The 22441-nt window shown below is 71.7% G+C and carries 19 protein-coding genes, 1 tRNA gene and 1 pseudogene; 12 read left to right on the top strand and 9 right to left on the bottom strand.

What is annotated here, in order from left to right; translation table 11 throughout:
• Window positions 1-76 precede the first annotated feature (76 nt).
• Both P2F65_RS11840 and arfB read right to left on the bottom strand, forming a co-directional pair.
• Window positions 77-433: a TraR/DksA C4-type zinc finger protein gene (locus P2F65_RS11840; RefSeq protein ID WP_275807697.1), complete on the bottom strand. Its 357-nt coding sequence runs from the start codon at window positions 431-433 to the stop codon at window positions 77-79.
• Window positions 423-883, bottom strand: a pseudogene (arfB, locus tag P2F65_RS11835) (alternative ribosome rescue aminoacyl-tRNA hydrolase ArfB). The gene P2F65_RS11840 and the pseudogene arfB overlap by 11 nt, the downstream one beginning before the upstream one ends.
• A gap of 234 nt (window positions 884-1117) precedes the next feature.
• On the opposite strand from arfB, the gene P2F65_RS11830 reads away from it, so the two are divergent.
• Window positions 1118-3871, top strand: coding sequence for an immune inhibitor A domain-containing protein (locus P2F65_RS11830; protein WP_275807694.1), 2754 nt, complete (start codon window positions 1118-1120; stop codon window positions 3869-3871).
• Between the two features lie 89 nt (window positions 3872-3960).
• Here the strand turns inward: P2F65_RS11830 and P2F65_RS11825 are convergent, their stop codons facing one another.
• On the bottom strand, window positions 3961-5331 hold the full coding sequence (locus P2F65_RS11825; RefSeq protein WP_275807691.1) for a transaminase: 1371 nt from the start codon (window positions 5329-5331) through the stop codon (window positions 3961-3963).
• A 204-nt stretch (window positions 5332-5535) separates the two neighbouring features.
• A tRNA-Leu gene (locus P2F65_RS11820) sits at window positions 5536-5623 on the bottom strand.
• A gap of 150 nt (window positions 5624-5773) precedes the next feature.
• Between P2F65_RS11820 and P2F65_RS11815 the strand changes: the two genes are divergently transcribed.
• A complete protein-coding gene (locus P2F65_RS11815; protein WP_275807689.1) occupies window positions 5774-7123 on the top strand; it encodes a M20/M25/M40 family metallo-hydrolase in 1350 nt (449 codons plus the stop codon).
• A 49-nt stretch (window positions 7124-7172) separates the two neighbouring features.
• Here P2F65_RS11815 and P2F65_RS11810 read toward each other — a convergent pair whose 3' ends face one another.
• A complete protein-coding gene (locus tag P2F65_RS11810; protein ID WP_275807686.1) occupies window positions 7173-7358 on the bottom strand; it encodes a DUF5703 family protein in 186 nt (61 codons plus the stop codon).
• Window positions 7359-7397: 39 nt separating this feature from the next.
• On the opposite strand from P2F65_RS11810, the gene P2F65_RS11805 reads away from it, so the two are divergent.
• A complete protein-coding gene (locus tag P2F65_RS11805) occupies window positions 7398-7736 on the top strand; it encodes a primosomal protein (protein ID WP_275807683.1) in 339 nt (112 codons plus the stop codon).
• Window positions 7737-7743: 7 nt separating this feature from the next.
• Here the strand turns inward: P2F65_RS11805 and P2F65_RS11800 are convergent, their stop codons facing one another.
• Entirely contained in the window at window positions 7744-8682 is a 939-nt protein-coding gene (locus P2F65_RS11800) for an aldo/keto reductase (RefSeq protein WP_275807680.1), read from the bottom strand.
• Window positions 8683-8747: 65 nt separating this feature from the next.
• Here P2F65_RS11800 and P2F65_RS11795 point away from each other — a divergent pair, with 65 nt between their 5' ends.
• On the top strand, window positions 8748-9887 hold the full coding sequence (locus tag P2F65_RS11795) for an LLM class F420-dependent oxidoreductase (RefSeq protein ID WP_345803696.1): 1140 nt from the start codon (window positions 8748-8750) through the stop codon (window positions 9885-9887).
• Window positions 9884-10741: an undecaprenyl-diphosphate phosphatase gene (locus tag P2F65_RS11790; protein ID WP_275807677.1), complete on the top strand. Its 858-nt coding sequence runs from the start codon at window positions 9884-9886 to the stop codon at window positions 10739-10741. The genes P2F65_RS11795 and P2F65_RS11790 overlap by 4 nt, the downstream gene beginning before the upstream one ends.
• A 16-nt stretch (window positions 10742-10757) precedes the next feature.
• Here P2F65_RS11790 and corA read toward each other — a convergent pair whose 3' ends face one another.
• A complete protein-coding gene (corA, locus tag P2F65_RS11785) occupies window positions 10758-11738 on the bottom strand; it encodes a magnesium/cobalt transporter CorA (protein WP_275807675.1) in 981 nt (326 codons plus the stop codon).
• A gap of 59 nt (window positions 11739-11797) precedes the next feature.
• Here corA and P2F65_RS11780 point away from each other — a divergent pair, with 59 nt between their 5' ends.
• Genes P2F65_RS11780 through mshC form a run of 4 tightly spaced genes read left to right on the top strand, consistent with a single transcriptional unit; the run spans window position 11798 to window position 15175 of the window.
• The gene (locus tag P2F65_RS11780; RefSeq protein WP_275807672.1) at window positions 11798-12523 is read left to right on the top strand and encodes an MSMEG_4193 family putative phosphomutase; all 726 of its coding nucleotides are present in this window, start codon (window positions 11798-11800) and stop codon (window positions 12521-12523) included.
• A gap of 21 nt (window positions 12524-12544) precedes the next feature.
• Complete coding sequence (locus P2F65_RS11775) at window positions 12545-13093, top strand: DUF3090 domain-containing protein (protein WP_275807670.1); 549 nt, start codon at window positions 12545-12547, stop codon at window positions 13091-13093.
• On the top strand, window positions 13021-13902 hold the full coding sequence (locus tag P2F65_RS11770; protein ID WP_275807668.1) for an SCO1664 family protein: 882 nt from the start codon (window positions 13021-13023) through the stop codon (window positions 13900-13902). Before P2F65_RS11775 ends, P2F65_RS11770 begins: the two co-directional genes overlap by 73 nt.
• Before the next feature lie 25 nt (window positions 13903-13927).
• On the top strand, window positions 13928-15175 hold the full coding sequence (gene mshC / locus P2F65_RS11765) for a cysteine--1-D-myo-inosityl 2-amino-2-deoxy-alpha-D-glucopyranoside ligase (RefSeq protein ID WP_275807666.1): 1248 nt from the start codon (window positions 13928-13930) through the stop codon (window positions 15173-15175).
• A gap of 30 nt (window positions 15176-15205) precedes the next feature.
• Here the strand turns inward: mshC and P2F65_RS11760 are convergent, their stop codons facing one another.
• Complete coding sequence (locus P2F65_RS11760; protein ID WP_275807664.1) at window positions 15206-16063, bottom strand: PAC2 family protein; 858 nt, start codon at window positions 16061-16063, stop codon at window positions 15206-15208.
• A 120-nt stretch (window positions 16064-16183) separates the two neighbouring features.
• On the opposite strand from P2F65_RS11760, the gene metH reads away from it, so the two are divergent.
• Window positions 16184-19720, top strand: coding sequence for a methionine synthase (gene metH, locus P2F65_RS11755; protein WP_275807662.1), 3537 nt, complete (start codon window positions 16184-16186; stop codon window positions 19718-19720).
• Window positions 19710-20408, top strand: coding sequence for an HAD family phosphatase (locus tag P2F65_RS11750; RefSeq protein WP_275807659.1), 699 nt, complete (start codon window positions 19710-19712; stop codon window positions 20406-20408). Before metH ends, P2F65_RS11750 begins: the two co-directional genes overlap by 11 nt.
• A gap of 23 nt (window positions 20409-20431) precedes the next feature.
• Here the strand turns inward: P2F65_RS11750 and P2F65_RS11745 are convergent, their stop codons facing one another.
• Window positions 20432-21283 (bottom strand): PD-(D/E)XK nuclease family protein, encoded by an 852-nt coding sequence (locus P2F65_RS11745; RefSeq protein WP_275807656.1) that lies wholly within the window; start codon window positions 21281-21283, stop codon window positions 20432-20434.
• Between the two features lie 42 nt (window positions 21284-21325).
• Between P2F65_RS11745 and P2F65_RS11740 the strand changes: the two genes are divergently transcribed.
• Window positions 21326-22441, top strand: a complete 1116-nt coding sequence (locus P2F65_RS11740) for a site-2 protease family protein (RefSeq protein WP_275807653.1) — start codon at window positions 21326-21328, stop codon at window positions 22439-22441.

The following is a 22441-nucleotide window of genomic DNA, read 5'->3' as shown; positions in this document are numbered from 1 at the left end:
GATCAGGAGGCCTCGCGCGGCGGGTCCCCCCAGCTCGCCCCTGCCTGCGCCCCGAGGGAGCGGACTGCCCGGTCAGTCAGGCGCAGCCGACGCACGTGCGGGCCACCGGGCGCGCCTCGAGCCGTTCTCCCGGAATGGCCTCGCCGCACCGTTCACAGATGCCGTAACTGCCCGCCTCCAGCCGGGCGAGGGCCTGCCGCACGTCGGCGAGGTGGCGTTCGGCCTGCCGCACGAGGGCGGCGATCTGGGAGCGCTCGAAGGCGATGGTGGCACCCTCCGGGTCGTGCTCGTCGTCGGCGTTGGAGTCGGCGGACGCCGCGACCACGCCGTCGAAGTCGCGCCGGAGGGCCTCGAGCCGGGCGCTGGTCTCGGCGAGCTCGGCCTCGAGGCGGTCGGCGACGCCCCGCGCGCCAGTCGGCCGGTCACTGCTCACGCCGGACCCGACCCCTTCCCGACTTGACCTCGCCCCGAAGCCGTTTGGCCTCCAGCCGTCGGCGCTGGGAGCCGCGTGTGGGGGGCGGGTCGGCCGTCGCGGCGGGGGCGGGGGAGCCAGGCCCTCGCGCAGGAGCGCCACCAGCCGGTCGCGGGCGGCGGCGCGGTTGCGCAGCTGGGACCGGTGCTCCGAGGCCGTGACGACCACCCGACCATCGACCAGCCGGGGCCCCAGGGCCTCTCCGAGACGGCTGCGCTGGGTCTGCGTGAGCGCTGTCGAGGCGGCGAGGTCGAAGAGCAGCTCGACGCGGCTGTCGGTGGTGTTGACGCCCTGGCCGCCCGGCCCCTGTGACCGGCTGAACCGTTCCACGAGCTCATCTGCGGGGATGACGAGGCCCTGCGGCAGCCCGGGACCGGGCGGCACGCGCAGGTCGACGCCGGCGACGCTCATGCCCCCCATTCTCACGCACCCGGGTGCGTCGGCACCCGAGCTGCCGGCTCCGCAGCGAAACTGGGTCTTCCCAACGCTGGCCCCGGGGGTGCATCATGCGGCCCACGTGCCCTCGATCAGGACACGTGGGTCCCTCGACAAGGACGTCGGGGGCGACATGAGGGGAACAGCATGACTCGACGCAGGATCGCAAGGTCGCGCAGAGTCGCCGCGGCGGTCGTACCCACGATCGCCATGGTGGCAGCAGGAGTCGCGACAGCAGGGGCGAGCGGTACCGCAACAGCGGCCAGCACGCCCGCGACGGACGCGGCCACGGCCGACTCCGGGTACTACATCAACTACGTCTCTCCCCGCGCGGAGAAGGCGTTCGGCACCGACATGAAGGTGACCAAGGGCGGCACGGCAGCCCAGCAGCGCGGCGACGCCCTGGCACGGGCGATGAAGGTCGACCGCAAGCACGCCAAGGGCAACCCCGTGACGGCACGCGAGCTGGCCAGGCTCGAGGCCAGGGCCATCAAGGAGGGCACGAGCCCCAAGGCCATCAAGAGCCAGTACAAGGGCGCGAAGGCCACCCAGGTCGCCAAGCTCCTCACGATCCTGGTCGAGTTCAACGAGCAGGCCAACGACGACTTCAGCGGGGTGCAGGTGCCGACCGAGTTCGGCGCGACGACCTGCAAGCCGGGCTCGGTCCAGAACGGCCCGCTGCACAACAACCTCCCGAACCCGGCGGACGGCGAGCAGCCCGACAACAACTCGATGTGGGTGCCGAACTTCTCCTCCGAGCACTACAACACGATGCTCTACACCAAGGAGGGCATCACCGAGCGCGTGCGCACCGACCTGACGGGTCCCGACGGCCAGCCCGGCATCGACATCTCCGGCTACACGATGAAGAACATGTACGAGGAGATGTCCAAGGGCGCCTACACCGTCGACGGGGCGGCCACCCCGTGGGTCAAGGTGGACCACTCCGAGGCCTACTACGGCGCCACCGTCTGCCACAAGAACGACGAGGGTGTCTACGAGGCCGGTGCCATCCAGGACATGCAGGGCCACCCCGACAACCCGCTCGGCCCCGGCCAGCTGCCGATCGACGCGGTCGCTTCCCTGGCCAAGGCACAGCCGAACTTCCCCTGGGCCGACTACGACGTCGAGGACCAGGGTGACCTCGACGGCGACCAGAACTACTACGAGCCCGACGGCGTCATCGACCACGTCGTGCTCGTGCACGCCGGTGCGGACAAGTCCGGCGGCGGCGGCGCGGAGGGCACCTACGCCCTCTGGGCCCACTCCTCGGCCGTGGCCGGGGGCGCCCCGATCCCCGGGACGGACCTGCGGCTGTCGAACTACATCGTCCAGCCCGAGGACTCCGGCGTCGGCGTCTTCGCGCACGAGTACGGCCACGACCTCGGCCTCCCGGATCTGTACGACACCTCCGGTGCCGCGGACTCCGACGTCGACTTCTGGGACCTGATGAGCTCCGGCTCGCACTCCGGCCCGATCTTCCAGTCGATGCCGACGCACATGGGCCTGTGGGACAAGTGGGTCCTCGGCTGGGCCGACCCGGTGCAGGTCAACCCCGGCGACGACCCGCGCACGGTCGTCGTGGGCCAGAACTCGCGGCCGCTCAAGGGCACCGCGGACGGCGTCAAGGTCAACCTGCCCACCAAGACCGTCACGCTCGCCGCTCCGCACAGCGGGCAGAGCATGTGGTACTCGAGCGCCGACCAGGCATGGGCCAAGAACTCGCTGACCCGTGATGTCTCGGTGCCTGCCGGCTCGACCGACGCGAAGTTCTGGATGTGGAACAACTTCCACATCGAGGAGGACTGGGACTACGGCTTCGTGGAGGTCTCCACGGACGGCGGCTCCACCTGGACCGAGCAGAAGGTCTACAACGAGGCCGGCACCGAGGTGTCGACCAAGGACGACTACGCCGACCCCAACGGCCGCATGGCGGACTACGGCGGCAAGAAGTACGGCCTCACCGGCGCCACCGCGGGCTGGCGGCACGACTACGTCGACCTGACCTCGTTCGCGGGCACGACCGTCAAGGTGCGCCTGCTCTACGCCACCGACGCGGGCTTCGAGGACTCGGGCTGGTTCGTCGACGACCTCGCGCTGACCAACGGGTCGGCCACGGTCTGGAGTGACGACGCCGAGGCCAACAACGGGTGGACCGCGACCGTCGGCACGTGGGTCGACACCACGGGCACCGGCTGGGTGCTCGACAGCGGCACCTCGAGGAACGCGCAGTACTACCTGGTCGAGTGGCGCAACTTCGACGGCTTCGACAAGGGCCTGCAGTACGCCTACGACACGACCTACCAGGCCGGCGACGGCTCGTGGAAGGTCGAGAAGATCAAGTACAACGCCCCAGGTGCGCTGGTCTGGTATCGCGACACGTCCCTCGGCAACGTCAACCACGTCACGTCCAACTCGACGTCCCTGCCGAGTGCGGGCGCGAAGGGCGGCCTGCTCATCGTCGACAGCCACTTCGACCCGCTGCGCCGCACGGGCGCCGCGGCTGCCCTCGACCCGAGCACGCTGAAGAACCTGCCCTCACGCCCGCAGTCCTCGAACGCCGCGTTCGGCCTCCAGCCGACCTACGCGTTCAAGGAGTGCGTGGTGGACGCCGAGTACAACGAGGCGTGCAACACCCACGGACCGCAGGCTCCAGTGAGCACCTTCACCGACAACAAGGGCTGGTTCCCGGGTCTGGAGTTCCGTGGCGGCGGGCTCTTCTGGCGCGACATCGACGCCTCGGTGGTCGTCCCGTCGAAGGACAACGCGGCGTACTCCACGCGGATCGTCAACCCCGACGGCAGCCCGGCCACCGGCCTCTACGGGTTGAACCTCGGCTTCACCAAGCTGGGCACCGGAAACCCGTCGGACGCCGGCGTGGGCTACGGCACCACCGTCGAGGTGGCCAAGTCGCTGTTCGGCAACCAGGCGGCGCAGATCAAGATCACGCCGCCCACCCCGTGAGCCAGGCTTCGGCCTGACTGACACCAGAGGCGCCGGTCCCCGTCAGGGGGCCGGCGCTTCGTCGTCGCCGGCAGCACCACGCAGGAGGGCTATCCCGGGTCGGCACTCGAGCGCAGAGCCGAGAGCAGCTCCTCGAAGACGCCGAGGTAGGTGTCGACGTCGGCAGCGGTGTGCTCGACCGAGACCGTCGGACCCAGCCACCAGCCGGACTCCCAGACCCCCCGGTTGGCGAGGTAGAGCCTGGTCAGCGAGCGGAGCTCGGCGTCGTCCACCTCGCGTGCGCGGGCGCCGCTGGCCGGAGGCACCGGGGCGAAGAAGTATGACGCGTGGGCTCCGACCTGGTTCACGCTCCAGGGGAGGGCGGCGAACAGCCGCCGGAGCCCGCCAGCGAGCCGGTCGCCGAGCGCGCTGGTGCGGGTGAACGCCGCGTCGGTGAGCACCTCGGTCAGAGCTGCCCGAGCCGCGGCCATCGACAGTGCGTTGGCGAACAGCGTGCCTCCCGTGGCGACCTCGCCCACGACGGTGCCGGCCGCCCAGGGTGTGTCTGCCCCCCGGAGCAGGGCTGCGACCCTCTCGGTCATGCCGTACGCGCCCAACGGCACGCCACCGGCGATCGACTTGCCCACCGTGACGAGGTCGGGCTCGAGTCCCCAGAGCCGGGTCAGGCCGCCGTGGGCGCACACCAGCGTGTGGGTCTCGTCGAGGCACAGCAGCGTCCCGCTTGCCCGCGTCAGCTCGCGCAGCGCGTCGTGGAAGCCGGCTTCCGGGAGGAGGAACCCGGCGTTCGTCATCGCAGGCTCGGCCAGCACCAGTGCCACGTCGGCCGGGGACAGGGCTCGCTCGAGCGCGGCGACGTCGTTGAACGGCACGACGCGAGCGTGGAGGGCCACGTCGCCGGTCAGGCCGCGGAACTCCGGCACCACCCGGCCGCCCTCCTCGACGACCAGCGCAGGGTCGAAGTGGCCGTGGTACTTCCCGTCGAACATCACCAGGACCTCACGACCGGTGAGCTCCCGTGCCAGCCGCAGCACCTCGACGTTCGCCGTTGTCGCCGAGAGGGTGAACTGCCACTGGGGCAGGGCGTAGCGACGTGCCAGCTGCTCGGCGACGACGACGGCATCCTCGCCGGGCAGGAGGAACTGGGTGCCCTTCTTGACCTGCTCGGTCACCGCGCGCACGACCGCCGCTGGTGCATGACCGCAGAACGCGCTGTGGTCGCCGACGAAGAAGTCGAGGTAGGTGTGGTGGTCGACATCGGTGAAGTGGGCACCGCGACCACTCTCGACCCAGACGGTGGGGTGGTCGTAGAACTCCGCCATCCAGGCCATCGGGACGCCTTGGGGCATCGTGGCCCTCGCCTGCTCGGTCAGTGCCAGGCTGCGCGGGCGTGCCTGGGCGAAGGTCCGTCGCTCGGTTTCCGCCAGCTGCTGCACCCGTGCGGTGGAGACACCCGTCGACATGTGGACCTCCAGGGGTGGGTCCTGAACCTGCGGACGACAGCCCCCGCTCTGCCGGTGAGCCGCTGCCGGACGCGGCACACCGCCCGGGCGAGCATTTCCTCCCGGCAATGCTACTGCGGCCCCCCACCTGCTCCCATGGTCCGCCGGTATGCCGGAGCGCCGGGGAACGCGCAAGGCCCCCACCGTGGTGGGGGCCTTGCGATGTGGTGTCCGGAGGGGGACTTGAACCCCCACGCCCGATAAAGGGCACTAGCACCTCAAGCTAGCGCGTCTGCCATTCCGCCACCCGGACGAGGTGGTCAGCCAGCACCTTGGGGAGTGCCTGCCGCGCGCCGGAACGATAGCACGCACCCGGCCGCATCTCCGAACTGGCCGACGCGGCATACCGAACCTCGCCCGGCGGTGCCCCCGACGACGACTCGGCACTGCCTAGGGTGGGCCCATGACGCAGCCGACGACGCAGTCCACCACCGCACCTGCTGGCCCGGCCGACGAGGTCGTGCGCCTCTGCCAGGAGCTCATCCGCATCGACTCGACCAACTTCGGGGACGGGTCGGGGCCGGGGGAGCGCGAGGCCGCCGACTACGTGGTGGCCCGCCTGCTTGAGGTGGGCCTGGAGCCCACCGTGGTCGAGAGCGAGCCCGGGCGCACCAGCGTCGCGGTGCGCCTCGAGGGAGCAGACCCCAGCCGGCCGGCGCTGTGCCTGCACGGACACCTCGACGTCGTGCCGGCCAACGCCGACGACTGGCAGGTCGACCCGTTCAGCGGTGAGCTGCGCGACGGCTGCGTCTGGGGCCGGGGTGCCGTCGACATGAAGGACATGGACGCGATGATCCTCGCGGTGGTGCGCCACCTGGCCCGCACGGGCACGAAGCCTCCGCGGGACCTCGTGGTCGCCTTCTTCGCCGATGAGGAGGCCGGGGGAGTCTTCGGGTCCCACTGGGTGGTCGACCACCACCCTGAGCTGTTCGACGGCGTCACCGAGGCCATCAGCGAGGTGGGCGGCTACAGCGTGACCGTGCCGTCGGCCGACGGCGGTGAGCCGAGCCGGGCCTACCTGCTCCAGACCGCGGAGAAGGGCATCGCGTGGCTGCGGCTGCACACACGCGGCCGGGCCGGCCACGGCTCGGTGCCCAACCACGAGAACGCCATCGTGCGGCTGTCGGAGGCGATCGGCCGGATCAGCGCCCACCGGTGGCCCCGCGAGTACGTCGCCTCGGTGCGCCAGCTGCTCGACGGGCTCAGCGAGCTCACCGGGGTGCCCTACACCGACGAGGACCCCGAGGCGCTGCTCGACCACCTCGGGGGAGCGCAGGGCTTCGTGCGCGGAACCCTGCAGGACACGGCCAACGTGACCATGGCCTCCGCCGGCTACAAGCACAACGTCATCCCGCAGTCAGCCACCGCAGCGGTGGACTGCCGGTTCCTGCCGGGCCACGAGGAGGCGCTCATGGCGACCATCCGCGAGCTGGCCGGGGAGCACGTCGAGGTGGAGGTGGTGCACCGCGACATCGCGCTCGACGCCCCGTTCGAGGGCCCGCTGGTCGATGCGATGAAGGCGGCCCTGCTCGCCGAGGACCCGGACGCCACGGTGCTGCCCTACTGCCTGTCCGGCGGCACGGACAACAAGGCCCTGAGCACGCTGGGGATCACGGGCTACGGGTTCGCGCCGCTGCGGCTGCCGGCCGACCTCGACTTCGCGCCGATGTTCCACGGCATCGACGAGCGGGTCCCGGTCGACGCCCTCGAGTTCGGCTCCCGGGTGCTCCTGCGGCTCGTCCAGACCTGCTGAGCCCGGACCGGGCCCGCGCCCCCGGCTGAGGCAGGACGCCTCGTGCGGGTCACGCGGTGCGCGTCGCGCGGATCACCCGGCGTCGCAGCCAGGTGCGCTTCACCCCGCCGAGGTAGATGCGCGTGCGGTGCAGCTCCCAGTGGCCGTACTCCGCATGGTCGGCCAGCGTCTGGCGGATGTCCGCGCGGGAAACGTCTGGGGTGAACCTCAGCACCCGGTACTCGTACTCAACCATCGCCCGCCATTGTCCACCAAGACCCGCTACGGTCGAGCCATGACGTCGGACCCGCGCGCCGCGCTGGCAACGCTGATCACCGCCCTGGAGCGCCACCTCGAGGCCTCGGCGTCGAAGCGGGGGGAGGAGGACCCCACCGTGGTCGCGGCCTTCGAGGACGTGGCCGACGCCTTCGAGGCCTACGACGACGCCCTGCTCGCCGCCTACGGCGAGATGACGCCGTTGACCGTCTACGACGAGGACGAGATCGACGACCACTACGAGGACGAGGACGGCGACGAGAGCATCTACTCCGGTCTTGACGACGAGGAGTACGACACCGACGAGGACGAGGACGAGGAGGAGGAGGAGGAGGAGCCCGAGCGGGCCCCCCGCTGACCTCTTCTCAGGCGGACACCTCGTCCAACGCGGCCACGAGCTCCTCGGGCAGGTCGAGGCTCTCGCTGGCCAGCGAGGTCTTGAGCTGGCTGGTGGTGCGCGCCCCCACCACCGGGCTCACCACCCCCGGCCGGTCGCGGACCCACGCCAGTGCGACCTCGGCCGCGCTGACACCCAGACCCTGCGCGGCGATGGCCAGCGCCTCCACGATGCCGGCGCTGCGCTCGTCCAGATAGCGCGCGGTGAAGCGGGGGAAGTCACGGGACGCCGCCCGTGAGTCGGCCGGTATGCCGTGGCGGTACTTGCCCGTGAGGACGCCGCGTCCCAGCGGAGACCAGGGAAGGATGCCGAACCCGAGGGACTGGGCGGCTCCGAGGAGCTCATGCTCGGCCGAGCGGTTGACCAGGGAGTACTCCACCTCGTTGGCCACCAGCGGCACCCGGGCCTGCTCCAGCAGGGACAGCGCCCGCGCGCTCTGCCAGCCGGAGTAGTTCGAGACCCCGACGTAGCGGGCCCGGCCGGTGCTGACCGCCCACTCCAGGGCGGAGAGCGTCTCCGTCAGGGGCGCCTCGTCGCTCCAGGTGTGCACGAGCCACAGGTCGACGTGGTCGGTGCCCAGCCGCTCGAGCGAGGTGTCGAGCTGGTTCAGCAGGCTGAAGCGGGAGGTGTCCACGACCCGTGCCCCTGAGCGCCGGGAGATGCCCGCCTTGGTGCAGACGAGCACCTCGTCGCGGTCGACCTCTTCGTCGATCATGCGACCGAGGAACTCCTCGGCTGCGCCGTCGGAGTAGCCGTGCGCGGTGTCCACGAGGGTCCCGCCCGCCGAGAGGAAGGTGCGCAGCTGCTCGCTGGCGCTCTCGTAGTCGGTGTTGCGGCCCCACGTCATCGTGCCGAGGGCCAGGCGGGAGACCGAGAGGCCAGAGGTCCCCATTCGTCTGCGGCGCATGGCACCGCAGGCTAGCGGGGCAGCGGACGCAGCCCTGCCGCGCCCCGCCGTTAGCCTCTTCTCCCATGGCCACTGATCCCACGGACCGGCGCACCGGACGCATGGAACTCGGCCTGAACCTCGGCTACTTCGGCATGGGCATGGACGCCGACGGCGTCGCGGTGGCCCAGGAGGCCGAGCGCCTCGGCTACGCCGTGGTGTGGGCGGCCGAGGCCTACGGCTCCGACGTGCCCACCGTCCTCGCGTGGGTGGGCGCCCGGACCGAGCGGATCGGTCTCGGCTCAGCGGTCATGCAGATCCCGGCCCGCACCCCCGCCATGACGGCGATGACCGCCGCCACGCTGGACACCCTCTCCGGCGGCCGCTTCCGCCTCGGCCTCGGCGTCTCCGGCCCCCAGGTCAGCGAGGGCTGGCACGGGGTGCGCTTCACAGCCCCGCTGGGGCGCACGCGCGAGTACGTGGACATCGTGCGCATGGCGCTTCGCCGCGAACGGGTGGCCCACGAGGGCCGGCACTTCACCCTGCCGCTGCCCGACGGGCCGGGCAAGGCGCTCAAGCTCACCCTCCGGCCCCCTCGCGAGGACCTGCCCCTCTACCTCGCCGCGGTGGGGCCCAAGAACCTCGAGCTCGCCGGTGAGATCGCCGACGGGTGGCTGGCCGTCTTCTTCAGCCCGGAGCACTGCGCCGACCAGCTCGAGTCGGTGGCGACCGGACGCCGACGCTCCGGCCGAGCGACCGGCGCCGACCCGCTGGAGGGCTTCGACATCGCACCCTCGGTGCCGGTGTGCGTCGCCGCCGACGTCGAGGCCGCCGCGGCGGCCGTCAGCGGCTACGCGGCGCTCTACGTCGGCGGCATGGGCTCGCGGGAGAAGAACTTCTACAACCAGCTCGCCTGCCGGATGGGGTTCGAGGAGGAGGCCCGGCGCGTGCAGGAGCTGTACCTCTCCGGCCGGCACCGCGACGCGGCCGCCGCCGTGCCGTTCGAGCTCATCGACTCCACCTGCCTGATCGGCCCCCGCGAGCGCATCCGGGAGCGGCTGCACCGGTACGCCGAGGTCGGTGTCGGTACCCTCTCCGTGGCGCCCTTCGCGGCCTCCCTGGAGGACCGGCTGCATGTCGTGCGCATGATGGCTGAGCTCATGGACGAGACCGGCCTGTCCGCCCCCGCCGCCCCCGACTCCGCCTCCGACAAGGACGTGCTGTGACCCTGACCTACCTCGACGCGATCATCCTCGGCATCGTCGAGGGACTCACCGAGTTCCTGCCCATCTCGTCCACGGGCCACCTGACCATCACCGAGAAGCTGCTCGGGCTGCCCGTCGACGCGAAGGCCGTCACGGCATACACGGCCATCATCCAGCTCGGAGCCATCGCTGCGACCTTCCTCTTCTTCGCCAAGAAGATCGCCCGGCTCTTCCTGGCCTGGGTGCGCGGCCTGACCACCGAGGAGGGCCGTCGCAGCCCCGACTACAGGCTCGCCTGGGCGGTCATCGTCGGGTCGCTGCCGGTCGGCGTCGTCGGCTTCGTCCTCAGGGACGCCATCGAGGGCCCGCTCCGCTCCCTGTGGGTGGTGGCTGCGGCGCTGCTGCTGTGGAGCGCGGTCATGTGGGCAGCGGAGCGCCGGCACGAGGTGCTCGCCCGCCGGGGCGTCCAGCGCGGCGAGCACGACCTGACCCTGCGTGACGGGCTCGTGATCGGCCTCGTTCAGTGCCTGTCGCTCATCCCCGGCGTCTCCCGCTCCGGTGCCACGATCTCGGCCGGCCTGCTGCGAGGGGTCGACCGCGTGACGGCGACCGAGCTGTCCTTCTTCATGGCGATCCCCGCGCTGACGGCCGCCGGGGTCTTCCAGGCCGTCGAGCAGCGCGACGACCTCGTCGAGCTCGGGTTCGGCCAGATGGCGGTCGGCATCGTGGTCGCCTTCGTCGTGGCCTACGTCTCGATCGCCTGGCTGCTGAAGTACGTCGCCAACCACTCGATCATGGTCTTCGTCTGGTACCGCGTCGTCCTCGGCGTCCTGCTGGCCGGCGCCCTCGCGGCGGGCGTCATCAGCGCCACCTGACGTCGGCCCGGTGGGCTCAGAGCCAGCCCGACCGCCGGAACGCCCGGTAGAGGCTGAGGCAGGCCACGGCCATCACCGTCAGCACCGCGGGGTAGCCCCACACGTGGGTCAGCTCGGGCATGTGCTCGAAGTTCATCCCGTAGATCCCGGCCACCATGGTGGGCACCGCGGCGATCGCCACCCAGGCCGAGATCTTGCGCATGTCGCTGTTCTGCTGCACGGAGATCTGCGCCAGGTGGGCGTTCAGCACGTCCGTGAGCAACCGGTCGTACGACTCGACGTGGTCGATGACCTTGAGCAGGTGGTCGGCGACGTCGCGCAGCAGCAGGCGCATCTCCTTGTCGGAGATCGGCGAGCGTGAGCCGTCGTGGAGCAGGCTCAGCGGACCGGCCAGCGGCACGGCCGCGCGCCGGAACTCCAGCACCTCGCGCTTGAGCCGGTAGATGCTCGAGGAGTCGACGTGGCGGGCTCCGGAGAAGACCACCTCCTCGATCTCGTCGAGGTCCACCTGCAGCTCGCGGTCGATCGCGAGGTAGTTGTCGACGATGGAGTCCATGACGGCGTGCAGCACCGCGACCTCGCCGTGCTGGAGCTGGTCGGGGTGTGCCTCGAGCTTGCGCCGCACGTCGACGAGGGGGTTCGCCTCGCCCTTGCGCACCGTCACGACGAACCGGTCGCCGACGAACAGCATGACCTCGCCCGTCTCGATGTCGGAGGTCTCCTCCACGTACCGGAGGGTCTTGAGCACGACGAAGATCGTGTTGTCGTAGAGCTCGACCTTGGCCCGCTGGTTGCCCTTGACGGCGTCCTCCACCGCGAGCGGGTGCAGGTGCAGCTCGTCGTTGACGAGGTCGAACTCGGCGTCGGTGGGGTCCTTCAGGCCGATCCAGAGGAACCCGCTGCGCTCGCCGCCGGCCCGCAGCCCGTCGAGCTCGTCGCTGAGGTCCCCGCAGGGCTCGCGCCTGCCGTCGCGGTACACCGCCTGGTCCATGATCACAGTCGGTACTCCACCACGTGGACGCCTCCGCCGCACGCACCACGACGTAGAGTGCGGCCGTGCCCATCTGCCTGCTGGTCCGCCACGGCCACTCGACCGCCAACGCCGAGGGCGTCCTCGCCGGTCGCATCGCGGGCGTGCAGCTCGACGACACCGGGCGCCGGCAGGTGGCGGCGCTGGCGGCCCGGTTCACCGGGCTCAGCCTGGCCAGGGTCGTCAGCAGCCCCCTCGAGCGCTGCCGCGACACCGCGGCGGCGGTGGCCGGTGCCGTGACGCCGGCCGTGCAGGTCGAGCTCGACGAGGGTCTGTGGGAGTGCGCCTACGGCGCCTGGACCGGGCGGCGCATCACCGAGCTCGCCGAGGATCCGCTGTGGCGGGTGGTGCAGGACCAGCCGAGCGCCGCCCGCTTCCCCGAGCACGACGAGTATGCCGCGGAGAGCCTGCTCGAGATGCGTCACCGGGTCGTGGCGACGGTGCGGCGCCACGACGCCGAGGTGGCCGCGGAGCACGGTCCGCACGCCCTGTGGGCGGCAGTGACGCACGGCGATGTCATCAAGGCCGTGCTCGCGGATGCCGCCGGCAGCCACTTCGACCACCTCCAGCGGTTCCGTGCCGACCCCGCCTCCGTGTCGGTGGTCCACTTCACCGAGCGCCGCCCGTTCCTCGTCGGCTCGAACGACACGGGGTCCGACCTCGCACGGCTCGTGCCCCCTGTGAAGCCCGAGGTCCCGGAGGGCGACGCCCCGGTGGGCGGTGGCTCCGCCGAGGTGGAGCCGGTGCGGTGAAGCGGGTCTAGAGTTCCAGACATGTCGGTATCCGAGTTCGACCCGCCCGACCGCTTCGTGGCCGGCACCGTGGGCCCGCCCGGGCAGCGGACCTTCTTCCTCCAGGCCAGCGAGGGGCGCCGGCTGGCGTCGGTGTCACTGGAGAAGCAGCAGGTCAGCGTGCTGGCCGACCGCATCAACGACATGCTCGACAGCTACGCCGGGGGAGCCGGCGGCGACCACGCCGCCGCCGCCGTCGAGGACAACGCGCCGCTCGACACCCCCATCGAGGACGAGTTCCGCGTCAACACGCTCAGCCTCGGCTGGGACGAGGACCGCCAGGTGGTCGTCATCGAGTGCCTCGACCGCGACCCCGACGAGGTCACGATCGAGGAGGACGAGGACGCGAGCGGCCTCCTGCCGGACGAGCCACGGCTGATCCGGGTCGTGCTGACCCCCGCCCGGGCCCGGGCCTTCGCCCGCCGCTGCCAGGCCGTGGTCTCGGCCGGTCGTCCCCCGTGCCCCTTCTGCGGCGGGCCCCTCGAGGTCGACGGGCACATCTGCCCCCGGGCCAACGGGTACCGGCGCTGACCGGTCAGGCGCCCGGCACCGCCGACGTCCTCGCTGTCCTCGCCGAGGGCGAGATCACCCTCGTCGGCCGGCTGGCCGACGCCTCGAACCACGCCTTCCTGGCCGAGGTCACCGCCGGCGAGCAGTCGCTCCTGGCCATCTACAAGCCGGTGGCGGGGGAACGGCCCCTGTGGGACTTCCCCGACGGCACCCTCGCCGGCCGCGAGACGGCGGCCTTCCTCGTCTCGGAGGCCGGGGGGTGGGACGTGGTGCCCGAGACCGTCCTGCGTTCCGGTCCGCGGGGGCCCGGCTCCCTTCAGCGCTGGGTGGGCGACCCGGGGGAGCCGCAGGACTACGTCGTCGACGTCGTGGCCCCCGACGCCATCCCTCCCGGTTGGCTCCCGGTACTGAGCGGCGAGGGCGAGGACGGTGGGCCGGTCGTCGTCGTGCACGAGGACTCACCCGCGGTGGCGGCCGTCGCCGCCTTCGACGCGGTGATCAACAACAGCGACCGCAAGGGCTCGCACCTCGTGCGCGAGGGCGTGGCGGTGCGCGGCTTCGACCACGGCGTCTCGCTCCACAGCGACGACAAGCTGCGCACCGTGCTGTGGGGCTTCGCCGGCCGATCCCTGCCGGAGGATGAGCTCGTCCGGCTCCACCGGCTCGACGACGCCCTGGCCGCAGGGTCCGGGCTCCCGGCAGCGCTGGGCGCCCACCTCACCGAGGCCGAGCTCGCCGCCCTGCAGCGGCGCGTCCGCCGCCTGCTGGAGCTGCCGGCATACCCGCTGCCCGGCCACGGCTGGCCGGCCATCCCCTGGCCGCCGCTGTGAGCAGCGGCGCACGTAGGCTGCACCCGTGATCTCCTGGCCTTCCCCCTTCATCCCGGCCGTGCCGGGCACCGGCCTGCCGGTGCGTGTCTTCGACACCGCGTCCGGGTCGGTCCGCCCGGTCGCGGCCGGACCGACCGCGAGGATGTACGTCTGCGGGATCACGCCCTACGACGCCACCCACCTCGGCCACGCGGCCACCTACGTCACCTTCGACGTGCTCGGACGGGCGCTGCGCGACGCCGGCCACGAGGTGCTCTACGTGCAGAACATCACCGACGTCGACGACCCCCTCATCGAGCGGGCCGAACGCGACGGACTGCACTGGGAGCACCTCGCCACCGCGGAGGTCGCGCTGTTCCGCGAGGACATGACCGACCTGGCCATCATCCCGCCCGACCACTACATCGGCGTCGTCGAGAGCATCCGACCGATCGCGGCCGCAGTCGTCGAGCTGCTCGACAAGGGCGTGGCCTACCGGGTGGAGACGCCCGAGTCGGAGTCCGACGACATCTACTTCGACCTCGCGAGCGACCCCGGCTTCGGCTCGGTCTCCGGGTGGACGCGCGAGCAGATGATGGAGGTCTTCGCCGACCGCGGCGGCGACCCCGACCGCGCGGGCAAGCGCGACCCCTTCGACCCGCTGTTGTGGCGCGCGGCCCGCGAGGGCGAGCCCTGGTGGGAGAACGACCAGCTCGGGCCGGGCCGTCCCGGCTGGCACATCGAGTGCAGCTGCATCGCCCTGCAGTTCCTCGGCACGAGCTTCGACATCCAAGGTGGCGGCAGCGACCTGGTGTTCCCGCACCACGAGATGAGCGCCTCCCAGGCGGTAGCGCTCACGGGCGAGCGGCCGTTCGCCCGGTGCTACGTGCACCAGGCGATGGTCGGCCTCGACGGCGAGAAGATGAGCAAGTCCAAGGGAAACCTCGTGCTCGTCTCGAAGCTGCGGGCCGACGGCGTCGACCCCATGGCCATCAGGCTTGCGCTCCTCAGCCAGCACTACCGCACCGACTGGGACTGGACTGCGGCCCACCTCGAGCAGGCCGAACAGCGCCTGGAGACCTGGCGCTCGGCCATGTCGGTCAATACCGGGCCCACCGCCGACGCCACGCTGCAACGGGTCCGTGAGCGCGTGGCCGACGACCTCGACACCCCCGGGGCCCTCGCGGCCGTCGACCGGTGGGCGCAGGAGAGCCTCACCCATGGCGGGGACGACCCCGCCGCGCCGGGCATCATCGCCCGGATGCTGGACTCCCTGCTGGGCGTCAGGCTCTAGCCGCACCCGGCCGCGACGGTGGCGGCCGGTTCAGCCCGTGGTGCCGCCGTCGTGGCCTCGGCGGCGCAGGTAGCGCTCGAACTCGCGGGCGATCGCGTCACCGCTCGCCTCCGGCAGGTCGGCGGTGTCCTGCGCCTCCTCGAGGGACTGGACGTACTCCGCGACCTCGTCGTCGGTCTCGGCGAGCTCGTTGATCCCGCGCTCCCACGCCTTCGCGGCCTCGGACAGGTCGCCGTGGGGGACCGGGGAGTCGAGCAGCTCCTCGAGCTTGGAGACCAGGGCCAGGGTGGCCTTGGGCGACGGCGAGTGGCCGGCGTAGTGCGGCACGGCGGCCCAGCACGAGATGGACTGGAGGCCGGCCTGGGTCGCGGCGTCGGCCAGCACCCCCACGATCCCGGTGGGGCCCTCGTACTTGCTGGGCTCGAGGTCGTAGCGGTGGAGGACGTCCTCGCTGTCGGAGGTCGCCGTGACCGGGATGGGCCGGGTGTGGGCCACGTCGGCCATCAGTGCGCCCAGGGTGAACACCGTGCTGATCCCGGCCTGCTGGGCGAACTCCATCAGCTCGATGGTGAAGGCGCGCCACCGGAACGACGGCTCGATGCCCTGCACGAGGATCACGTCGCGGTCGATGCCGGGGGTTGTCGCCAGCAGGATCCTGGTGGTGCGCCAGCTGATCCGGCGGCGGCCCTCGTCGAGCACCACCCGGGGTCGGTTGACCTGGAAGTCGTAGTAGTCCTCCGGGTCGAGGGCGGCGATGGGCTCGGCGTCCCAGATGTCGATGAGGTGGTCGACCACCGCTGTCGCGGCTTCTCCGGCGTCGTTCCAGCCCTCGAAGGCGGCGATCATCACGGGGTCCCGCAGCTCCGGAACGTCCTCGAGCTCGATCAACGCAGCGCCTCCTGTCGGTACTCCTGCACTGCCCACCCTACGGAATGCGACCCCGGTGGCGAGCAGGTCTCTCAGTAGACTCGCCGGGAACCCCCTCGACGACCGTGAAGGCAGACCACTGTGAGCAGCCGCTCCGACCTCTTCCGCAACGCACTCGGTGAGCGGGTGCTCGTCGCCGACGGCGCCATGGGGACCATGCTCCAGGCCGCCGACCCCTCCCTCGAGGACTTCCAGGGCTACGAGGGCTGCAACGAGATCCTGAACGTCACCCGGCCCGACATCGTCAGGTCGGTCCACGACGCCTACCTCGAGGTCGGCGTCGACGCCATCGAGACCAACACCTTCGGGGCCAACCTCGCGAACCTGGGCGAGTACGACATCCCCGAGCGCATCCACGAGCTGGCCGAGGCAGGGGCGCGCATCGCCCGCGAGGCGGCCGACCGCTGGTCGACCGACGCCAAGCCGCGGTTCGTGCTGGGTTCGATGGGCCCCGGCACCAAGCTGCCCTCGCTCGGGCACGCCCCGTATGCCGCGCTGCGTGACGCCTACGCCGAGCAGGCCCGCGGCCTGGTCGCCGGGGGCGCCGACGCGTTCCTCATCGAGACCTCGCAGGACCTGCTCCAGGCCAAGGCTGCCGTGGTCGGGTGCAAGCGGGCGCTCGCCGAGACGGGCGAGTCGCTCCCCGTGCTCGTGCAGGTGACCGTCGAGACGACCGGGACCATGCTGCTGGGCTCGGAGATCGCGGCCGCGCTCACCGCGCTCGAGCCGCTGGGCATCGACGCCATCGGCCTCAACTGCGCCACCGGCCCCGCGGAGATGAGCGAGCACCTGCGGCACCTGTCGCGGCACTCGCGCGTGCCGGTGACGTGCATGCCGAACGCGGGCCTGCCGGTGCTGACCAAGGGCGGGGCCGCGTACCCCCTCACGCCCGAGGAGCTCGCCAAGGCGCACACCCAGTTCGTGGGGGAGTTCGGCCTCGCCCTCGTCGGCGGCTGCTGCGGCACCACGCCGGAGCACCTGCGCCAGGTCGTCGAGGCGGTGGGCGGCCGGCAGGTGAGGCGCCGCCGCCCGCGCACCGAGGCGTCGGTGGCCTCGCTGTACCAGTCAGTGCCCTTCCGACAGGACGCGTCCTACCTCTCGATCGGCGAGCGCACCAACGCCAACGGCTCCAAGGCCTTCCGCGAGGCGATGCTCGAGGGCCGCTGGGACACCTGCGTGGAGATCGCGCGCGACCAGACCCGCGACGGCGCGCACCTGCTCGACGTCTGCGTCGACTACGTCGGCCGCGACGGGGTGGCCGACATGAAGCAGGTGGTCAGCCGGCTGGCCACCTCCAGCACGCTCCCCCTGGTGCTCGACTCCACCGAGCCGGCGGTCATCGAGGCCGGACTCGAGATGCTCGGCGGCCGTGCGGTCATCAACTCGGTCAACTTCGAGGACGGCGACGGCCCGGGCTCGCGGTACCAGCGGATGATGCACCTCGCCAAGGAACACGGGGCCGCGGTGGTGGCCCTGACCATCGACGAGGAGGGCCAGGCCCGCACCAGGGACAGGAAGGTCGCCATCGCCTCGCGGCTGATCGACGCGCTGACCGGGGACTGGGGCATGGCGGTCGGCGACATCGTCGTCGACACGCTGACCTTCCCCATCGCCACTGGTCAGGAGGAGACCCGCCGCGACGGCCTCGAGACCATCGAGGCGATCCGCGAGATCAAGCGGCGCTACCCGGAGGTGCAGACCACCCTGGGGGTCTCCAACGTCTCGTTCGGCCTCTCGCCCGCCTCTCGCATCGTGCTCAACTCCGTGTTCCTGCACGAGTGCGTCAAGGCCGGCCTGGACTCGGCCATCGTGCACGCGGCGAAGATCCTGCCGATGAACCGGATCCCGGACGAGCAGCGCGACGTCGCGCTCGACCTCGTCTACGACCGTCGGCGCGACGGCTACGACCCGCTCGAACGGTTCCTCGAGATCTTCTCGGGCGTCGACACCGCCTCGATGAAGGCGACCCGGGCCGACGAGCTGCTCGCCCTGCCCCTCGAGGAGCGCCTGGCCCGGCGCATCATCGACGGCGAGCGCAAGGGGCTCGAGGAGGACCTGCAGGCGGCGCTCGACAAGGGCACCGGCCCGCTCGACGTCATCAACGACCACCTCCTCGAGGGTATGAAGACCGTCGGCGAGCTGTTCGGCAGCGGGGAGATGCAGCTGCCCTTCGTGCTGCAGTCCGCCGAGACCATGAAGGCCGCCGTCGCCTACCTCGAACCCTTCATCGAGGAGCAGCTCGGCGGCGGCAGGCGCGAGGCCAAGGCCCGCGTGCTCCTCGCGACCGTCAAGGGCGATGTGCACGACATCGGCAAGAACCTCGTCGACATCATCTTGTCCAACAACGGGTACGAGGTCGTCAACCTCGGCATCAAGCAGCCCATCACGGAGATCATCCGCGCCGCGGAGGAGAACGAGGTCGACGCCATCGGCATGTCGGGGTTGCTCGTGAAGTCGACGGTGGTGATGAAGGAGAACCTCGAGGAGCTCAACTCCCGCGGCATGGCGGCGCGCTGGCCCGTGCTCCTCGGCGGCGCCGCCCTCACCCGCGCCTACGTCGAGAACGACCTCGCCGAGCTCTACGAGGGTGAGGTCCGCTACGCCCGCGACGCCTTCGACGGCCTGCGGCTGATGGACGCCGTGGCCCTGGCGAAGACCAACCCCGACGTGCAGCTCGCCGACGCCCTGCCCGAGCTGCGACGGCGGCGGGTCCGGCAGGTCGAGCAGCACCACGACGACGCGGCGCTCACCGACACCACGCGCTCCGACGTGGCGGTCGACAACGCCATCCCGACCCCGCCGTTCTGGGGCACCCGAGTGGTCAAGGGGGTGGCGCTCGCCGACTACACCGCCTACCTCGACGAGCGGGCGACGTTCCTCGGCCAGTGGGGGCTGAAGCCGACCCGGGGCGCCGACGGTCCCTCCTACGACGACCTCGTCGAGACCGAGGGCCGCCCCCACCTGCGGATGTGGCTCGACCGGCTCAAGACCGAGGACCTGCTCGAGGCGGCGGTCGTGTACGGCTACTTCCCCTGCTACAGCGAGGGCAACGACCTGGTCGTGCTCTGGCACGAGCGGGGCCCGGCGGGCGAGCCGGAGGGCAGCGAGCGGACCCGGTTCACCTTCCCGCGCCAGCGCCGCGACCGCAGGCTGTGTCTGGCCGACTTCTTCAAGAGCCACGACCGGTATGCCGCCGACGGCGTCCCGGACGTCGTCTCCTTCCAGCTCGTGACCATGGGGTCGAAGGTCGCCCAGGCGACCGCGCAGATGTTCGCCGCCGACGCCTACCGCGACTACCTCGAGCTGCACGGCCTGTCCGTCCAGCTGACCGAGGCGCTCGCCGAGATGTGGCACGCCCGGGTGCGAGAGGAGCTCGGCTTCGGTGACGAGGACAGCCCGGAGCTCGCGGACATCCTGCGCCAGCGGCACCGGGGGTCGCGCTACTCCTTCGGCTACCCGGCCTGCCCCGACCTCGAGGACCGCGCCAAGCTGGTCGCGCTGCTCGAGCCCGAGCGGATCGGCGTCTCCCTCTCCGAGGAGCTGCAGCTGCACCCCGAGCAGTCGACCGACGCGCTCGTCGTCCACCACCCGGAGGCCAAGTACTTCAATGCCGGCTGACAGCGCTTCGCCGACCACCCCGACCCGCACGGGTGACCTGCCCGCCGCCGTTTTCTGGGACATGGACGGCACCCTCGTCGACACCGAGCCCTACTGGATCCGGGCCGAGCACGCGCTCGTCGAGGAGCACGGCGGGGTGTGGAACGAGGAGTACGCCCACGAGCTGGTCGGCAACGACCTCATGGTCTCCGCCGAGTTCATCCGGACCCATTCGCCGGTCACCCTCTCGCCGGTCGAGATCGTGGAGGAGCTGCTGCGCAGGGTCATCGTGCAGGTGCGCGAGCACGTGCCGTGGCGCCCGGGGGCCCGCGAGCTGCTGGCCGCCCTCGGCGAGGCCGGAGTGCCCTGCGTGCTCGTCACCATGTCGTGGCGCTCGCTGGCCGACGCCGTCGTCGGGGCCCTGCCAGCGGGAGCCTTCGCGGCCCTGGTGACCGGCGACGAGGTCGAGCACGGCAAGCCGCACCCCGAGCCCTACCTGGCTGCTGCCAGGCTCCTGGGCGTCGACGTGGCCGACTGCGTCGCCATCGAGGACTCGCCCACCGGCGTCCGCTCGGCCGTCGACGCCGGTGTCCCGACCGTGGCGGTGCCCCACGTGGTGCCGGTGCCCCTCATGGCCGGCTCGGTGCAGCTGCCGTCGCTGCGTGGGCTGGCCCCGCACGACCTGACGTCGGTCTTCGTCGGCCGCTGAGCCCGCCAGCCGGGGTCACCGGCTCAGTCCTCGGCCTTCTCGGCCTCTCCCGAGCGCTGCGGGTCGAGCGCGAGCAGGCTGGCGTGGTCGGGAAGTGGGGGAGGGGTGCCGCCCCAGGCCGGGCACAGCGCCCGGTGGTCGCACCAGTCACAGAGCCGGGAGGTGCTGGGCCGCCAGTCGCCGGTCTCGGCAGCGCGCTGGATGGCGGCCCAGAGCGCCTTCAGCTTGCGCTCGGTCGCCCGCAGGTCGGCCTCGTCGGGGCTGTAGCGCACCGTCTCGCCGTTGCCGAGGTAGACCAGCTGCAGCAGCGTGGGGACCTCTCCGCGCAGCCGCCACAGCACCAGCGCGTAGAACTTCATCTGGAACAGCGCCTTGCCCTCGAACAGCTCCGAGGGCGACCGGCCGGTCTTGTAGTCGACGACCCGCATCGCCCCCGACGGCGCGACGTCCAGGCGGTCGACGTACCCGCGCAGCACGAGGCCGTCGAAGTCGGCCTCGACGTACAGCTCCCGCTCGGCGGGCTCGAGGCGGGTCGGGTCCTCGAGGGTGAACCACCGCTCGATCAGGGCGGTCGCCTCGGCGTACCACCCGTCGTGCGAGGGCAGGTCGTCGGCGTGGTCGTCGACCAGGGCCGCCAGCTCGGGTTCGGCCTCCTTGAGGGCTGCCCACTCCGGCGCCACGAGGGCCGCCGCGGCCTCCGAGGTGCGCTCGTGGGCGGGCAGGTCGAACAGGCGCTCGAGGACCGCGTGGACGAGGGTGCCGCGGGCGGCCGCCGGGCTGGGCGGGGAGGGGAGCCGGTCGATGACCCGGAACCGGTAGAGCAGCGGGCACTGCATGAAGTCAGACGCCCGGCTGGGGGAGAGTGCGGCAACCATGCAGCGCACTCTAGAAGAGGGCCCTGACATAGGGTCAGCAGCATGCAGCCGCGAGAGCGCCGCCCCGGGGTCAAGGTCGCGACTGTCGCCGGCGTGCCGGTCTACATCGGTGGCAGCTGGGCCCTGATCGGGTTGGTGCTGGTCGCGCTCCTCGGGCCCTCGATCGCGCGGAGCCGCCCGGACCTCGGGTTCCTCGCCTACGGTGTCGCCGCCCTCATCGCCGTCCAGCTGCTCGTGGCCGTGCTGGTGCACGAGGCGGCCCACGCCATCGCCGCCCGGGCGTTCGGCCTCCCCGTCCTGCGAGTGGTCGCCGACCTCTGGGGCGGCCACACGGCCTTCGAGTCGGGCCGCTCGACCCCGGGCGCGGCCGCCGTCATCGCCGCCGTCGGGCCCCTCGCGAACGGACTGCTCGCACTCCTCGCCTGGCTGGGCCTGCAGACCGGGCCCACCGGCATACCCCGCACGCTCCTCGGGGGCTTCGCCGTCCTCAACGCGGCGCTGGCCGGGTTCAACCTGCTCCCCGGGCTCCCCCTCGACGGCGGGCAGCTCGTGGAGTCGGCGGTCTGGAAGATCACTGGGAGCCGACCCAGGGGCATGGTCGTGGCCGGCTGGTGCGGACGGGTGGTCACCGCGCTGGTGGTCGTCTACGTGCTGGCGCGTCCGCTGGCGCTCGGCAGGCCGGTCGACCTGTTCGACCTCGGCTGGGCCATGTTCATCGCGGTCTTCCTGTGGGCGGGTGCCTCCTCGGCCATCCGCGGCGGACAGGTCCTCTCGGCCGTGCAGCAGGTGCCGGTCGCGGAGGTGCTGCGCCCGGCGCTGGCCGTTCCCGAGGACGAGCGGCTCGACAACGCCCTCGCCAGGTGGGTGCCGGGACAGGTCATCGTGGTCCTCGACGCCTCGGGCCTGCCCATCGCCGTCGTCGAGCCGGAGGCGGTCGGGCACGTCCCGCACGGCCGGTACGCGGAGACGGGGATGACCGCCGTCTCGCGGCCCCAGCCGAAGGGCTGGGCGGTCGAGGTGGCACCGGACGCCGACATCGTCCCGGTGATCACCGCCATGCAGACTCTGGGCACGCCGCTGGTGGCGATCACGCACGAGGGCCGCTTCCTCGGCATCGCCACCGCCGAGGACGTGAACCGCGCGGTCGAGCGTCTCTGA

It is taken from the genome of Knoellia sp. p5-6-4, assembly GCF_029222705.1.
Taxonomy (GTDB): Bacteria; Actinomycetota; Actinomycetes; order Actinomycetales; family Dermatophilaceae; genus Pedococcus_A.
Note: the sequence above shows the minus strand (reverse complement) of the source record. Positions and strands in the feature narration are given on the sequence as shown.

Excerpts from the sequence above, each read along its gene's own strand:
- P2F65_RS11830 (WP_275807694.1), top strand. The coding sequence starts at position 1,118 with ATGGTGGCAGCAGGAGTCGCGACAGCAGGGGCGAGCGGTACCGCAACA.
- P2F65_RS11825 (WP_275807691.1), bottom strand. The coding sequence starts at position 5,331 with ATGTCGACGGGTGTCTCCACCGCACGGGTGCAGCAGCTGGCGGAAACC.
- P2F65_RS11815 (WP_275807689.1), top strand. The coding sequence starts at position 5,774 with ATGACGCAGCCGACGACGCAGTCCACCACCGCACCTGCTGGCCCGGCC.
- P2F65_RS11810 (WP_275807686.1), bottom strand. The coding sequence starts at position 7,358 with ATGGTTGAGTACGAGTACCGGGTGCTGAGGTTCACCCCAGACGTTTCC.
- P2F65_RS11805 (WP_275807683.1), top strand. The coding sequence starts at position 7,398 with ATGACGTCGGACCCGCGCGCCGCGCTGGCAACGCTGATCACCGCCCTG.
- P2F65_RS11800 (WP_275807680.1), bottom strand. The coding sequence starts at position 8,682 with ATGCGCCGCAGACGAATGGGGACCTCTGGCCTCTCGGTCTCCCGCCTG.
- P2F65_RS11795 (WP_345803696.1), top strand. The coding sequence starts at position 8,748 with ATGGCCACTGATCCCACGGACCGGCGCACCGGACGCATGGAACTCGGC.
- P2F65_RS11775 (WP_275807670.1), top strand. The coding sequence starts at position 12,545 with ATGTCGGTATCCGAGTTCGACCCGCCCGACCGCTTCGTGGCCGGCACC.
- P2F65_RS11750 (WP_275807659.1), top strand. The coding sequence starts at position 19,710 with ATGCCGGCTGACAGCGCTTCGCCGACCACCCCGACCCGCACGGGTGAC.
- P2F65_RS11745 (WP_275807656.1), bottom strand. The coding sequence starts at position 21,283 with ATGGTTGCCGCACTCTCCCCCAGCCGGGCGTCTGACTTCATGCAGTGC.
- P2F65_RS11740 (WP_275807653.1), top strand. The coding sequence starts at position 21,326 with ATGCAGCCGCGAGAGCGCCGCCCCGGGGTCAAGGTCGCGACTGTCGCC.